The sequence below is a fragment of the Flavivirga eckloniae genome (assembly GCF_002886045.1).
Lineage (GTDB): Bacteria > Bacteroidota > Bacteroidia > Flavobacteriales > Flavobacteriaceae > Flavivirga > Flavivirga eckloniae.
Window position 1 is genome coordinate 4,816,203 of the sequence record NZ_CP025791.1, and the last position, 14,511, is coordinate 4,830,713.

General features: G+C 33.5%; 12 protein-coding genes. 5 read left to right on the top strand and 7 right to left on the bottom strand.

Features of this window, described 5'->3' with window-relative positions; genetic code table 11:
- The first annotated feature begins 66 nt into the window (after positions 1 to 66).
- Positions 67 to 2,922, top strand: a complete 2,856-nt coding sequence (gene carB, locus C1H87_RS19720; protein ID WP_102757463.1) for a carbamoyl-phosphate synthase large subunit — start codon at positions 67 to 69, stop codon at positions 2,920 to 2,922.
- A gap of 198 nt (positions 2,923 to 3,120) precedes the next feature.
- Positions 3,121 to 5,313 carry a T9SS type A sorting domain-containing protein gene (locus C1H87_RS19725; protein ID WP_102757464.1) on the top strand — a complete coding sequence of 731 codons (2,193 nt, stop codon included), beginning with the start codon at positions 3,121 to 3,123 and terminating at the stop codon, positions 5,311 to 5,313.
- Between the two features lie 218 nt (positions 5,314 to 5,531).
- On the opposite strand, the gene C1H87_RS19730 is transcribed toward C1H87_RS19725, so the two are convergent.
- The 6 genes from C1H87_RS19730 to C1H87_RS19755 all read right to left on the bottom strand — a co-directional run bounded on the left by C1H87_RS19730 (position 5,532) and on the right by C1H87_RS19755 (position 9,899).
- The gene (locus tag C1H87_RS19730; RefSeq protein WP_102758342.1) at positions 5,532 to 6,080 is read right to left on the bottom strand and encodes a YceI family protein; all 549 of its coding nucleotides are present in this window, start codon (positions 6,078 to 6,080) and stop codon (positions 5,532 to 5,534) included.
- A gap of 167 nt (positions 6,081 to 6,247) precedes the next feature.
- Entirely contained in the window at positions 6,248 to 6,610 is a 363-nt protein-coding gene (locus C1H87_RS19735) for a hypothetical protein (RefSeq protein ID WP_102757465.1), read from the bottom strand.
- A 38-nt stretch (positions 6,611 to 6,648) separates the two neighbouring features.
- Positions 6,649 to 7,497 carry a DUF5777 family beta-barrel protein gene (locus tag C1H87_RS19740; protein WP_102757466.1) on the bottom strand — a complete coding sequence of 283 codons (849 nt, stop codon included), beginning with the start codon at positions 7,495 to 7,497 and terminating at the stop codon, positions 6,649 to 6,651.
- Positions 7,498 to 7,531: 34 nt separating this feature from the next.
- Positions 7,532 to 8,284 (bottom strand): T9SS type A sorting domain-containing protein, encoded by a 753-nt coding sequence (locus C1H87_RS19745; RefSeq protein WP_102757467.1) that lies wholly within the window; start codon positions 8,282 to 8,284, stop codon positions 7,532 to 7,534.
- A 20-nt stretch (positions 8,285 to 8,304) separates the two neighbouring features.
- Positions 8,305 to 8,682, bottom strand: coding sequence for an OB-fold protein (locus C1H87_RS19750; protein ID WP_102757468.1), 378 nt, complete (start codon positions 8,680 to 8,682; stop codon positions 8,305 to 8,307).
- Positions 8,683 to 8,825: 143 nt separating this feature from the next.
- On the bottom strand, positions 8,826 to 9,899 hold the full coding sequence (locus tag C1H87_RS19755; protein ID WP_102757469.1) for a hypothetical protein: 1,074 nt from the start codon (positions 9,897 to 9,899) through the stop codon (positions 8,826 to 8,828).
- A gap of 108 nt (positions 9,900 to 10,007) precedes the next feature.
- On the opposite strand from C1H87_RS19755, the gene C1H87_RS19760 reads away from it, so the two are divergent.
- The 3 genes from C1H87_RS19760 to C1H87_RS19770 are packed head-to-tail and all read left to right on the top strand — an operon-like array spanning position 10,008 to position 13,973.
- A complete protein-coding gene (locus C1H87_RS19760; RefSeq protein WP_102757470.1) occupies positions 10,008 to 10,532 on the top strand; it encodes an RNA polymerase sigma factor in 525 nt (174 codons plus the stop codon).
- Between the two features lie 32 nt (positions 10,533 to 10,564).
- Positions 10,565 to 11,476, top strand: coding sequence for a FecR family protein (locus tag C1H87_RS19765; protein ID WP_102757471.1), 912 nt, complete (start codon positions 10,565 to 10,567; stop codon positions 11,474 to 11,476).
- Entirely contained in the window at positions 11,460 to 13,973 is a 2,514-nt protein-coding gene (locus C1H87_RS19770) for a TonB-dependent receptor (protein WP_102757472.1), read from the top strand. The genes C1H87_RS19765 and C1H87_RS19770 overlap by 17 nt, the downstream gene beginning before the upstream one ends.
- On the opposite strand, the gene C1H87_RS19775 is transcribed toward C1H87_RS19770, so the two are convergent.
- Positions 13,970 to 14,509 carry an acyl-CoA thioesterase gene (locus C1H87_RS19775; protein ID WP_102757473.1) on the bottom strand — a complete coding sequence of 180 codons (540 nt, stop codon included), beginning with the start codon at positions 14,507 to 14,509 and terminating at the stop codon, positions 13,970 to 13,972. The genes C1H87_RS19770 and C1H87_RS19775 overlap by 4 nt on opposite strands.
- Between the last annotated feature and the right edge of the window lie 2 nt (positions 14,510 to 14,511).

Genomic DNA, 14,511 nt, shown 5'->3' on the forward strand with positions numbered 1-14,511 from the left:
TTTTATATCTAATTGAAGACTATTTTTGCAAGCACATAAAATTTAGACATTAATAACCAGTAAAAAATGCCAAAAAATTCAAACCTAAAATCGATATTAATTATTGGCTCAGGTCCTATCGTTATTGGACAAGCCTGCGAATTTGATTATTCAGGTTCTCAATCTTTGAGGTCACTTAGAGAGGACGGAATTGAAACGATTCTTATCAATTCTAATCCAGCAACTATCATGACAGACCCATCTATGGCGGATCATGTTTATTTGTTACCTCTTAATACAAAATCCATTATTAAAATTTTAAAAGAGCATCCACAAATTGATGCTGTATTGCCTACTATGGGTGGGCAAACTGCTTTAAATTTATGTATTGAGGCAGACGAAAAAGGTATTTGGAAAGATTTTGGAGTTGAATTAATAGGAGTAGACATTAATGCTATTAATATAACAGAAGATAGAGAACAATTTAGAGAATTAATGGGGAAGATAGGTGTTGGTATGGCACCTCAAGCTACGGCGACATCTTTCTTAAAAGGAAAGGAAATTGCGCAAGAATTTGGTTTTCCATTATGTATTCGTTCTTCATTTACTCTCGGTGGCGCAGGTGCTGCAATTGTTCATGAAGAAGAAGACTTTGATAAATTACTACGTCGCGGATTAGAAATCTCTCCTATTCATGAGGTTATGATCGATAAAGCCATGATGGGCTGGAAGGAATATGAATTGGAATTACTTCGCGATAGAAACGATAATGTTGTAATTATATGTTCTATCGAGAATATGGACCCAATGGGAATTCACACAGGAGATTCCATTACGGTTGCACCAGCAATGACTTTAAGTGACAAGACCTATCAGAAAATGCGAGATATGGCCATCAAGATGATGCGCAGTATTGGCGATTTTGAAGGGGGATGTAATGTACAGTTTGCTGTAAGTCCAGACGAAAAAGAAGATATCATTGCCATAGAAATAAACCCAAGGGTATCACGTTCTTCGGCATTAGCAAGTAAAGCAACAGGTTATCCTATTGCTAAAATAGCAACAAAACTAGCTATTGGTTATACTTTAGATGAATTAGATAATCAGATAACCAAATCGACTTCAGCGTTATTCGAACCAACGTTAGATTACGTTATTGTAAAAATACCACGTTGGAACTTTGATAAATTTGAAGGATCGGATAGAACTTTAGGTTTACAAATGAAGGCTGTTGGGGAAGTGATGGGAATCGGACGTTCTTTTCAGGAAGCTTTACATAAGGCCACACAATCTTTAGAGATTAAAAGAAACGGATTAGGAGCAGACGGAAAAGGTTATAAAGATTACAGCCAGATTATTGATAAACTTACCAATGCTTCTTGGGATCGTGTTTTTGTGATTTATGATGCGATTGCCATGGGAATTCCTTTAAGTCAGATTTACGATATCACAAAAATTGACATGTGGTACTTAAAGCAGTACGAGGAATTATTCCAATTAGAAAAAGAAATATCTACATATACTATTGATACGCTTGATAAAGATTTATTATTAGAAGCGAAGCAAAAAGGATATGGAGACCGCCAGATAGCTCATATGTTAGGATGCTTGGAAAGTCAAGTATACAATAAGAGAGATGAATTCAATATTCAGCGTGTATTTAAGTTGGTAGATACTTGTGCTGCCGAGTTTACTGCGAAAACACCATATTACTATTCAACATTCGAAAATGTGGTGGAGACGCCTTCGGGTGAAGTGTACACACATAACGAAAGTGTTGTAAGCGATAAAAAGAAAATTGTTGTACTGGGTTCTGGACCTAATAGAATAGGGCAAGGTATTGAGTTTGATTACTGTTGTGTTCATGGTGTTTTAGCTGCCGCAGAATGTGGTTATGAAACGATTATGATTAACTGTAACCCGGAAACGGTTTCTACAGACTTCGATACTGCCGATAAGCTATATTTTGAACCTGTTTTCTGGGAACATATTTATGACATTATTCGTCATGAAAAACCAGAAGGAGTTATTGTTCAATTAGGAGGGCAAACCGCATTAAAATTAGCAGAAAAGTTAACCAAATACGGAATTAAAATTATTGGAACTAGTTTTGAATCTTTAGACTTAGCAGAAGATAGAGGAAGCTTTTCTAGCTTATTAAAAGACAACAATATTCCTTATCCAGACTTTGGAGTTGCAGAAAACGCTGATGAAGCTTTAGAATTAGCTGAGCAATTAGATTTCCCAATTTTAGTAAGACCTAGCTATGTTTTAGGAGGGCAGGGGATGAAAATTGTTATCAATAAAGAAGAATTAGTTGAGCATGTTGTTGATTTACTGAGAAAAATTCCAAATAACAAACTGTTATTAGATCATTATCTAGATGGTGCTATTGAAGCAGAGGCAGATGCCATTTGTGATGCTGATGGGAATGTTTACATCATTGGAATCATGGAGCACATAGAGCCATGTGGAGTACACTCAGGAGACTCTAATGCCACTCTACCCGCATTTAATTTAGGGGATTTAGTAATGCAGCAAATTATAGATCATACGCATACTATTGCGAGAGCATTAAATACAGTAGGGTTGATTAATATTCAGTTTGCGATTAAGGATGATATCGTGTATATCATTGAAGCAAATCCAAGAGCTTCCAGAACCGTACCTTTTATAGCTAAAGCATATAAGGAACCTTATGTAAACTACGCTACAAAAGTGATGTTAGGAGAGAAAAAAGTAACAGATTTTAAGTTTAACCCTCAGTTAGAAGGTTATGCCATTAAACAACCCGTATTCTCTTTTAATAAGTTTCCAAATGTAGATAAGCGATTAGGACCGGAAATGAAGAGTACTGGTGAAAGTATCTTATTTATAGATAGTTTAAAGGACGATGCGTTTTACGATCTGTATTCAAGACGAAAAATGTATTTAAGTAAATAATAAAAAAAATGCCGCTTTAAGCGGCATTTTTTATGCTTTTCATGGGAAGGTATTCATATTAAATGTTTTTTAAGGCTCTGGTATTGTAATACTTCTATATATAGATAGAGCACTTTTTTGTATTTTTATTGATATATGTCAATTATCAACTACAAAAAACTATTGTATATTCGTATTGTACTAAAAAGCCTCTAACCTATGAAAATCTACCATTACTTATTAGTAGTTTTTATTCTTTTTCATTTTAATAACGCTAGCGGACAAACCACAGAACCTATAAGTTGGTCTAAAAATTCTGGAGAAAAAAGTAATTCAACACCACCCGATTTTTGTGGAACAGATTTCTTTCATAAGGAAAGAATGAAAGATGATATTAACTATAAAGCTAAACATGTACAAACATTTAAATCTTTAAGAAAGACTTATGGCCAACAAAAAACATCCGTTAATGGTGTTGTACAAATACCAGTAGTAGTTCATATTATGCATGTAGGAGAAGCGGTAGGTACAGGAACCAATATTTCGGATGAAGATGTAAGAAGAGGTATAAAAAACTTAAACAATTATTGGAGAAAGGTCGCTGGGACTATTGGATTTGGGGAAGGTGTAGATATGAAGATTGAATTTGCATTAGCCGTACAAGATGAAAACGGAAATGTTACTAATGGCATTGATCGGGTAGATATGAGTGGTGTACCAGCCTATGTAAGCAATGGTGTTAACAGAAGAGAAACTGGTGGTATAGCTAATTATTTACCAGGAGGTGAGGTAAATTCTCTTAAAGAATATAGTATTTGGAATACTAGAAAGTATTATAATGTTTGGCTAATTAATAAAATTGATAACAAAAATTGCTCATCGGGCGAGTCTTTTACCGCGGGTTATGCTAATTATTCTGCAGCTCATGGAAGACTTTATGATGGTACAGTTGTTCTAATTTGTACTTACTTAAATGATGCATCTTATATTTGGGCTCATGAGATGGGGCATGCATTTAATTTACCTCATACTTTTGATAACGACGACCCTGATACCGGAACCTGTGGAGATGATAATATTATAGATACTCCAAAACATATTAGAACATCATCTATAAGACCATCTATTTATCGGGATTGTGGCAATACTGATGCCAATGATTGCGATCTTTCGTTTAATCAAATAATAAATCCAGATACAGGGTTTAGAAGAAATTCTGGAACGCATCAAGACCATATGCATAATTATATGGACTATACAGGATGTGCTTCCGAGTTTACCGGCGGGCAAAGACAAGTAGCTTTAGCGGCGTTAAATAACGATAGAGCTTCTTTCCTTACTAGCGAGGCATTGACTCCTCCAGAAATAGCAACAGTTGATTTTACTGCTGAAACTACTGCTGTATGTATTGGAAGTGCACTAACATTTACAGAAACTTCTACAGGTACACCAAATTCTTATACAAATGAAAAATATGATGATATAACATTTCTTTGGACTTTTGATAATGGTACTGATACGCCATATACGTCTACAGACCAAAATCCGTCAATTACTTTTAATAATCCAGGGGTATATGATGTAACACTTTCTGTAACTAATACCCATGGAACAACAAGAGCAACCAAAACAGATTATGTAATTGTGAGCCCCAATACCGTTACAGGTATGGGAACATGTGTTATTTCCAGTACTAATAATGGTAATAATTTTAGAAATGGAGTTACGCGTATTTCTTTTAATACGTTGAAAAACAGAACATCTACTTTTATTCCTAATAACGCATTACATGACTTTGTTTGTTCTAAGGGCACAAAGCTTGAAGCAAATAAGTCTTATGATTTGAAGATTGATTATAGAGCTAGACCAGGAGGAAGACAATTTTTAGAAGCTTGGATTGATTGGGATAATAGCGGAAGTTTCGATACATCTAATACAAATGGTGTTAATGAAAGAGTTTTGGCGGACGATATTGCTGAGAGCTCTAAAGGACAAGCATTAGTAAGCGTTGTTCCACCAGCTACTGCCGTTCGTAATACCATATTAAGAATGCGTGTGGTTTCAGAATATGATAAATCACCCATTTTGTGTGGAAATGGTAGAGGACAACGTGCCGATGATTATGGTATTTATGTAATGGATGATGTTTTAAGTACAAACGATTTTACTAAATCGGATTCTAGACTTAGAATTGCTCCTAATCCTGTACAGGATTATTTAAATATTTCTTTAGATAATGTTGATGAAATAAAAGGATATCAGGTTTACGATATTAGTGGTAAGAAAGTCATGTCTAATTCAAAAGTGACTCAAAAAGGTATTGAAGTTTTAAACCTTTCAAACGGTTTTTATTTTCTTAAAATAAAGACGATTACAGGAAGAGAGTTCACCGGTAAATTTATAAAAGAGTAAAAGCTTAAGTAGTTTCAACTTTTATAAAAAGGAAGTCTAAAAAGTGTTCTTATTAAGAACGACCTGTTCTGAGCGGAACCGAAGCAAGAGATGAATATCTCTCTATAGAATCAGTTTAAATTTACCCCAAAGTAAACCAAATTTCTATAGTTGTTTGTCTTCAGCCACACTCAAGTGAACACGCCTTTCACAATTAACACTTTTTAGACTTCTTTTTTTTATTTCTTTTTCAATTTAAAACTAAACGTAGCATCCACAGTTTCAGCAATTTTATTCTTTACAATTTTTGGGATTTTAATATCATAGTCCGCTGGTTTTGTAGTAAACATTCCAGACATGATAATATCTCCTTCATTGTTTTTAGAAACTTTTAAAGGAATGTTTTCCAATGCATTTGTTTTTCCATGAAACGTTAATGAGCCACTAACTTTAAATGTTTTAGGTGTTTCCGATAATTCGTTCAAAGAAAAATTAGCAATGTTGCCTTTAAAGGTTATTTTAGGGTAAGTATCAGATTCTGCATAATTTTCGTTAAAATGCTCTTCCATAAGTGCATTTTTAAATCGAAAACCTTTAACTAATACTAACGCTGCAAATTCTCCATTTTCAGAATTCACAATTGCAGTTACTGTATTGTTTGAAGCTTTTACTTCTTCAAAAGACGGTACAGAAGCTTCGAAACCTACTGTTCCTGTTTTTGTTAAAAATTTACCCTGAGCAAAGCAATTTAAACTTATAAATACGAAAAAATAAATTAAGTTTTTCATTATAATATGGGTTGTTATTGTTTTAATGTCATTTTGATGTAAAAAATTAAGTAACATAAACTTCTTCAGACCTGTCAGGTTTTTAAAACCTGGCAGGTCTTAGTTTGATCTATTTTGTTTTCGAAAGCGTTCAGAATGACATAATTTCTTTTTTAAATCATAAAAAATTAATTCTCTAAAAGCCCATCATCTTTCCATTGTTGAATAAGGGTTCTGTTATTCGACGGCATTAGCCCAGAAGGAGGCATAGGGCTAGATGCATTATTAATTCTGCTTAGTATACCATCAACTCTATTCTTAACTTCTGTAAAGGTTGTTAAAGAAAAAGGCGCTCCGTTCACAGGTGTGCTGGCATGACATTGTACACAATTACTATTTATAATGTTTTTTACATTTCCTTCATAGGTAATTTTAGTATTTGGATCCGGATCTGGATCCGGGTCAGGATTCAGTGCATCATTATTATTACTTGAACAACTAAATAGTAATAATGAAAATGTTAAGGTGTAAATGATTCTTTTTAAATACATAGCTTCTTATTTTTATTTATTGTTTTTTATTATTTGTATTAAAATCTCCTACTTAGATTAAACCCAAAAAAGATATCTCCATCGCCCCAATCGCCACCTGCTTGGCTTAAAAAACCATTGGCGTTCATAGCTTGAGCATTGGAGAAATGCATTTGAAATACATGGCCTCCTGTTTCTACATCAATGCCTATTGATAACGGGTTTTTAAATGGTGAATTGTCAGCTCTATTTAAGTGCCATCCGTAATCGGCATTTACAGACCATCGTTTACCAAGTTTATAGCGCCCTCCAAAACCTAATGCAAATTGACTATTGTCCTGCTCGTTTACCGAAACATAATTGTCATGAAAAAAGGTTGGGGCTAATTCAACCGAAAAATTGGTGTTAATTTTTCTGGATATTAATAATTGAGCAGTATATCCCAATCGATCTACAAATTCAAGCAGAGGTAAATCTTCTTTATCAAGAGCAGTGTTAACCAAAATACTATTAAATCCTACAACGGTAAATGGAAATCCATTTTCTTCTTGACTAAGTAGCCTGTATTTTAAAGAGGCTTCATAAATTTTTAAAAAAGAACTTCTGGAAACCCCAATATTTATAGCATCAGAAATGCCATATACAAAGTTTAACCGTGTAACCGCTTCATCTAGTCCAAAAAAGGTATCAATACCATCTTTTAAGCTGCCAAAGCGGTGTGAGACTACTAATGTTAACTCTTTTTCAGCAACCAGTTTAGTAGACTCAAAATTCACGATTTTTAAGCCTTTAAAAGCAGCCGTAGCCTGTTGAGATCCAGTTTCACCAGTGTCTATTTCATTTAATAAGTCCTCCTGGGAAAACATAAGAAAGGGGAGGCAAAAAAAGGTTAATAATATATTTTTCATGATTATATTTTAAGTGTCAGGGTAATTTTTCTTTTTAAAGTTTGATAAAGCGTTTTGTTTGATTATTTATTTTTACAAAATACAGACCCTGATTAAAGTTGGAAACATCAATTTTTAAAGAACTGTTGAGAGAAAGCTTCTCGTTAAAAATATGTTCGCCCAAAACATTATATATATCTAGCGATCCGCTATCAATAACTTGAGGAAATTTTAAAGAGATAAAAGACGATGCTGGATTTGGAGACATTGAAAAATTGTTTGCCGTTAAGTCGTTAACACTTAATGTAGTTCCCCAAAAGGAGGCTCCATTTTCAGATGTTCCGTTTCCGTTATATTGATATGGGGGAGACGTTGTATTTGGTATTGTTGTTCCTGTAGTCCAAATACCAGCTCCAACAGCAACAACCTCTCTGGTTCCTCCTGAACTTATCCATTGCACATAATCCCGGATGTTGGCTGGTTCAGAAAAACTGAATGTATCAATATATAAACCTATTTCTCCTCCGGCATCTACAAGATTTGCAGAACTAACAACAGTAACTTCTGCATTGGCTGCTAAATTTAGCGATCCGCTATTAACTGTTAAAGTGTTTAGTTTGGGATAAGCAGGAAAAATGCAAAGTTTGTAATCGGAAATATCTACCGTACTAGCTCCAAAGTTTTTAATCGTTACTGTGTCGGTTGTAGGATCTATGCTAACAAATCGTATTTGAGCATTTGTCAACGATGGTAAACAAAAGAGAATACCTAATATTAGAAGGGTTTTAAAAGTAAAGGTTTTTTTCATAATAGTTTTTTAATTATTATTTATTTAATTATTACACATTGGTCTAATTTGATTTGTTCTAACAAGTCGTCGTAGCCAATTACACGTCCTTTGATTTCTATTTTTGACGTAATTTTTAAAGATCGATCTATAGCATTATTAAATTGACAAAAAACAAGGTCGTTCAAAGTCAAGCTATTTTGATTCACTTCAGAAATAACCCCAGAGATGATTATCGTTTTATTGAGATATTTTTTTTCCGATTCTAACGATGCGTTTGCAAATTCTTCACCAATAGCATGAGCCGTAACTACAAAATCAGGTTTTTCGGTTTCTATGTCTCTATGGTCTTGGTATATATATTGGTAAGTAATAATGCCAAAAGCAATGAGTATTATTAAAGTTATCCACTTTTTCATATTATCAGTTTAAATACTGCTTCAACACTAAGGTTGAAGCAGTTTGACTAGTAGTCAAAAGAGTTTAAAAAACTACAATTGTATGTGAAACCTTTCTTTTTCATAGAAGTATTTCTACTAGCTTTTCTTAGTATTTATATTATTTAATTGCAACCGTTGTCGTACCGTAATCTGTCGATACCACCAACTCTTAAATCAACTTTGGTTTCTGTGTATTTCGATATTTCATGTAATATCCAATCGTTATTACAATATGGAAGATCGGGAACATTTATGGTAACCGTAATATTATTTCCTGTACCATTAGCTACCCAGGTACCATAAACGGTTCTGCTAGGCCAGTACACAGATAAAGTGCCATCTGTAAAGAAATTAAATGTATAACCGTCGTATATGTTATCAAGGTCGTTATTGTCGCGTTCAAGCTTATCAACCGTCCAATCGGCACAATTTGTTAGCACATCAGTTAGTTGTTCGCGGTCGCAATCATCACAGTCATCATCATTATAATCGTAGTCGTCATCCTCGTCACAGTCATTGTTATATCTCTCAATAATAGTTTCTAATTCTGTTAAATTATTGACGTTTAATTCAGTGCCATCAAGAAGCGTAACTGTAATTGGGAAATTAATGGTTACAAAATCACTTACATTTAAGTTATCTACGAGTTCGTATAAGCTGCTATCGGAATTTAAGGTCTTTACGTCAATGAGTTCATTATTGGTATTAAAAATAGATGCTGTTATAGGGTATTTAAAATCCAGACATTCTATATCGTCATCCTGTTCGTTTTCGCCATTACAATTGTTTGAATAGCTCGATAATTCGGTATAATTATTTACGGTAACAACAGAGTGGTCTTTAAGACTTATTTTTATAGGGAACGTAATATCTAGGGCATCTGTGTCGTCGTCGTCTTCATCAAAAATGTATTCAATAATTTTATAATCACTTTTAGAACTTACATTGATTTGTTGATTGTTTGCAGTAACGGCAAGCGGAAAATTAATATTAAAACAGTTGGATTTATCTATAATATTATCAAAAGAACCGTCGTTGCTAGATGTTTTTAACATCAGGTTTGCAATTTTTGAGTTTGCAACCAAAATTTCATCTTCGGGTGCTTCTATTAATTCTGTTTCTTCCGTTCTACACGAAATCAATAGCATGGTTACAGCTATTGGGAAAATGAAAAGGATCTTAAATATTTTGCTCATCAATTCTTTTACTTGTCTTTGATTACTACTATAACAACTTAAGTTTAAAAACTCCCGAAACTTTTTAAATTATTTTTTTATATACCTTTAGAGGCTCAAAAAAATATTTTGAAAAAAGACCTTAACCATTCGATTTGCGAAGAAGCAATTTTTGAACGTATTTATAATACATATTCAAAAGATTTACATAGTTATTTGTATTATAGGTACGGAGAACAATTAAATCCGAACGACAAAGTTCAAGACGCTTTTGTTAAATTATGGAATAATTGTAAAAAGATAACATTTAATAAAGCAAAATCTTTTTTATACACTGTGGCCAATAATATGATGTTAAACGATATTAAACACCAAAAAGTAGTTTTAAAACATCAACAAACACAGCCTAAGCATTATACATACGAAACGCCCGAATTTATTTTAGAAAAAGAACAGTTTTTAGAACGTTATAATCAGGTGTTAACCAGTTTAAATGAAGAACAACGCGTCGCTTTTTTGTTAAATAAAACAGAAGGGAAGAAGCATAGCGAAATCGCCGAAATGCTAGGTGTAACGCAAAAAGTTGTTGAGTATAGAATTTATAGTGCTTTCAATATTTTAAAAAAAGAATTGCAAGGATTTAAAATAAAATAAGGAGAAATACCAGTGAAGTTGTTATATATATAATGGATAAAGATTATTTAATAGAAAAATGGTTAAGAGGAGATTTAACTGATGCCGAAAAAGAGGCATTCAGTAAGTTGGATGATGCCCAATTTAATCAGTATATAATTGATGCTGCACAACATTTTAAGGCGTCTCATGCTTCTGTGGTAAATGATTTTGAGACATTTAAACAACATTATAATGCTACAAAAACGCCTGTTAAAAAACTATATTGGTTAAACCCTTTGCTAAAGATAGCCAGTGTTTTTGTTATAGGTTTAGGCATCTATTTTGCATTTTTTTTCAACAGCCTTACACAAGTTGAAACTTTGGCGAGCGAAAAAACTACGATTGAGCTTCCAGACCAATCGAAAGTAGAATTAAACGCATTAACCAAGGTTGTGTTTAATGCTAAAGATTGGGATGAAAAACGCGAGGTTGAACTTGAAGGCGAAGCATTTTTTAAAGTAGCAAAAGGAAAGATTTTCGATGTTAAAACAGAGAGCGGTACGGTAACAGTGGTCGGTACGCAATTTAATGTTAAACAACGTGCGCATTATTTTGAGGTTAAGTGTTTTGAGGGTATTGTTAAAGTAACCTCAGATACCATTACAAGGCAATTACATGCCGGAGATATTTTTCAGGTTATAGACGGAAAGTTCTCTGAAGGTAGAACAGGAGCATTGGCTCCAAAATGGACACGTAACATAAGTCACTTTGAAGCTATTCCGTTTAAAGAAGTTTTAGCAGAAATGGAAAGACAATATAATGTGAAAATTTCCCATAAGGGTATAGATGCTAATCGTTTATTCACAGGCGGATTTGCGCATAATAAGCTGGAGGATGCGCTAATTTCCATTACACAGCCCATGGGGATGACTTTTGAGTTACAAGCTTCTAATTTGGTAATAATTCATGGGAAAGAGAATTAAAAAAATAGCTGTTTTTTTTAGCCTCTTATTTTTTATCACACATAGTATCCACACACAGGATACTGGTTCACAAACCCTGTCTCAAATAATTACGAATATTCAGGAAGCTTATAACATTCAATTTAATTATGCCGAGGATGTTATTAAGGGCATTTCTTTAAAACCACCAAATAAAAAGCTGTCGTTGCAGGGCATTGTATCGTATCTCGAAAACAATACAGGCTTATCATTCACTTTAATGGGCGATAACTTTATTCTTGTAAAACCTAATACAGAACGTGTACTATGCGGTTATCTTAAAGGTAAGGACAATTTGCAGACCCTGCCTTTCGCTACGGTACAGACACCAAACAGTTTTACAACAAGCAATGAAAATGGTTTTTTTCAAATAAAGATTAAAGACGAGGCAGATTTAGTTACAATACGTTTTTTAGGATACAAAACTGTTAGCAAGCCGTATAATCAATTTGGAGCTACAGGGTGCATAGATGTGTATTTACAACCAGATTTTAAACCGCTATCCCAGGTTATTATATCTAATTATATAGCCAGTGGTATTAATAAAATAGATAACGGATCCTTTCAGATAGATTTTTCCAATTTAAAGATTCTACCAGGTTTAATAGATAATGATGTTCTACAATCGGTTCAAGCATTTCCTGGAATTCAAAGTGTAAACGAAACGGTTTCGAATATTAATATAAGAGGAGGAACGCACGATCAAAATTTGATGCTTTGGGATGGTATAAAAATGTATCAGTCTGGACATTTTTTCGGTCTAATTTCCATGTATAACCCGCATATTACCCAAACAGTTTCTTTAAGAAAAAACGGAAGTGATGTTAGTTATACCGATGGTGTTTCCGGGACTATTGCCATGCAAACAGAACCTGAAGTGAACCAGGTGTTTAAAGGCTCCATTGGAGCAAATTTAACGGATGTTAATGGGTTTGCAGATATTCCCATTAGTGCATCGTCTTCTATACAAATAGCAGCAAGAAAGTCGATTAGCGATTTTGTTGAAACACCAACATACACAGCTTTTTTCGACAGAATTTCACAAAATACAGAAGTGGCATCTAATACAACAACCATTACCAATGCTGATAAGACTTTTGATTTTTACGATACGTCACTAAGATGGATTTATAATATTAGTGATAAAGATGAGGTGCGGGTAAATTTTATCAATGTTCATAATCAACTCCTGTTTAATGAAAATGCTGTCGTTAATCAACAAGAAGAATCCCGTGATAGTAAACTAAGTCAAAATAGTATAGCCGGTGCAATACACTATAAAAGGGTATGGAATGATCGATTTAAAACAGATCTTGAAATTTATGAAACCGATTATAAACTTAAAGCCATAAATGTTAACATACTAGATTCGCAACGGTTTTTGCAAGAGAATATCGTATCGGAAACCAGTACAAAACTAAAGGTAAGTTATAAGTTGAATGACAGGTTACAGTTATTAAATGGTTATCATTTTGTTGAAACAGAAGTAACCAATTTGGACGATGTTGATAATCCGTTGTATAGATTTTTAGTTTCAGAAGTAGTAAGAACCCATGGTGTATTTTCTCAATTGGGCTATAAAACCTTAAATAATCAAACCAATTTAAATCTTGGTTTAAGATATAATTACATTGGAAAGTTTGGTAAATCTATTTGGGAGCCCCGATTAAGTTTTAATCATCGGTTTTTTAACCATTTTACACTAGAGATTTTGGGAGAGTTTAAACATCAAAACACTTCCCAGGTTATTAATTTTCAAAGTGATTTCTTAGGAATTGAAAAACGCAGGTGGCAGTTATCGAACGATAAGGACATTCCTGTTATTACAAGTAAACAAATCTCTATGGGGTTAAATTTTAACCATAATGATTGGTTAATTGGTATTGATGGGTTTTATAAAATTGTAAATGGTATTACTACTCAGAGCCAAGGGTTTCAAAATCAATATGAGTTTGATAAGGAAAAGGGGAGCTACGATGTTACTGGTTTGGATATTCTATTTAGAAAGCACATTAAAAAATTCAATGCCTGGTTGAGCTATTCGTATATGAATAATCGTTATCGCTTTAAGGATTTGGAAGCAGATTATTTTCCTAGTAACTATAATATCTCACATACGGCAACCATGGGAGTAACCTATGCATTAAATAATTTGCAACTTTCTGGCGGTTTAAATTGGCATTCTGGCAAGCCTACAACACATCCTGTTTTTGGTAATGAAATTATTGATGGAAAGATCAATTATGAAGATACTAATGCTTCAAATTTAAATGATTATTTGCGTTTGGATGCTTCTGCGGTTTATAACTTTAAACTAGGACGTAAGACTAGAGCTAATTTAGGAATCTCGGTTTGGAATATTTTAAATAAGGAAAATGAGATAAATAATTTTTATCGTGTAAAAGACGAATCCATCATGGAGACCGTTCAAAAATCTTTAGGTTTTACACCTAATGCTGTTTTTAGAGCTTATTTTTAAAGCGCCACTTTTGCATTGTGGCTTTTTAGGAGATTTTCTATATAAGCATCCATTTTAAATTCTGAAGCTTTAAAACTATTCGTTCTCTTTTTTGCTTGCTCTTGTCTGGCGATACTTCTTGAAAAACGACGAATGCTTCGTTCGGAATCTAAAATAATACCTGGAACGGGTGCATTTTTCCCGTTTTCATCTTTGGCAACCATTGTAAAATAAGAAGAGTTGCAGTGTTTTACGTTGCCTGTTTGAATGTTTTCTGCTTCAACACGAACACCAATAACCATAGAGGTTTTACCCGTATAATTAACGGATGCTTTTAGTGTTACCAATTCACCTACATCGATAGGATTTAAAAAATCTACTTTGTTTACAGATGCGGTAACACAATAATTTCTGGAATGTTTTGAAGCGCAGGCAAACGCAATTTGATCCATTAAGTTTAAAATGTAACCACCATGAATTTTACCGCTAAAATTTGAATGAGATGGTAACATTAACTCCGAAATGGTAATTTGAGATTCTTCTATCCTTTTAAACATGT

Bases quoted from the DNA above. Each gene is read 5' to 3' on its own strand.
- carB (WP_102757463.1), top strand. From the start codon at position 67: ATGCCAAAAAATTCAAACCTAAAATCGATATTAATTATTGGCTCAGGT.
- C1H87_RS19725 (WP_102757464.1), top strand. From the start codon at position 3,121: ATGAAAATCTACCATTACTTATTAGTAGTTTTTATTCTTTTTCATTTT.
- C1H87_RS19730 (WP_102758342.1), bottom strand. From the start codon at position 6,080: ATGAAAAACTTAATTTATTTTTTCGTATTTATAAGTTTAAATTGCTTT.
- C1H87_RS19735 (WP_102757465.1), bottom strand. From the start codon at position 6,610: ATGTATTTAAAAAGAATCATTTACACCTTAACATTTTCATTATTACTA.
- C1H87_RS19740 (WP_102757466.1), bottom strand. From the start codon at position 7,497: ATGAAAAATATATTATTAACCTTTTTTTGCCTCCCCTTTCTTATGTTT.
- C1H87_RS19745 (WP_102757467.1), bottom strand. From the start codon at position 8,284: ATGAAAAAAACCTTTACTTTTAAAACCCTTCTAATATTAGGTATTCTC.
- C1H87_RS19750 (WP_102757468.1), bottom strand. From the start codon at position 8,682: ATGAAAAAGTGGATAACTTTAATAATACTCATTGCTTTTGGCATTATT.
- C1H87_RS19755 (WP_102757469.1), bottom strand. From the start codon at position 9,899: ATGAGCAAAATATTTAAGATCCTTTTCATTTTCCCAATAGCTGTAACC.
- C1H87_RS19765 (WP_102757471.1), top strand. From the start codon at position 10,565: ATGGATAAAGATTATTTAATAGAAAAATGGTTAAGAGGAGATTTAACT.
- C1H87_RS19770 (WP_102757472.1), top strand. From the start codon at position 11,460: ATGGGAAAGAGAATTAAAAAAATAGCTGTTTTTTTTAGCCTCTTATTT.
- C1H87_RS19775 (WP_102757473.1), bottom strand. From the start codon at position 14,509: ATGTTTAAAAGGATAGAAGAATCTCAAATTACCATTTCGGAGTTAATG.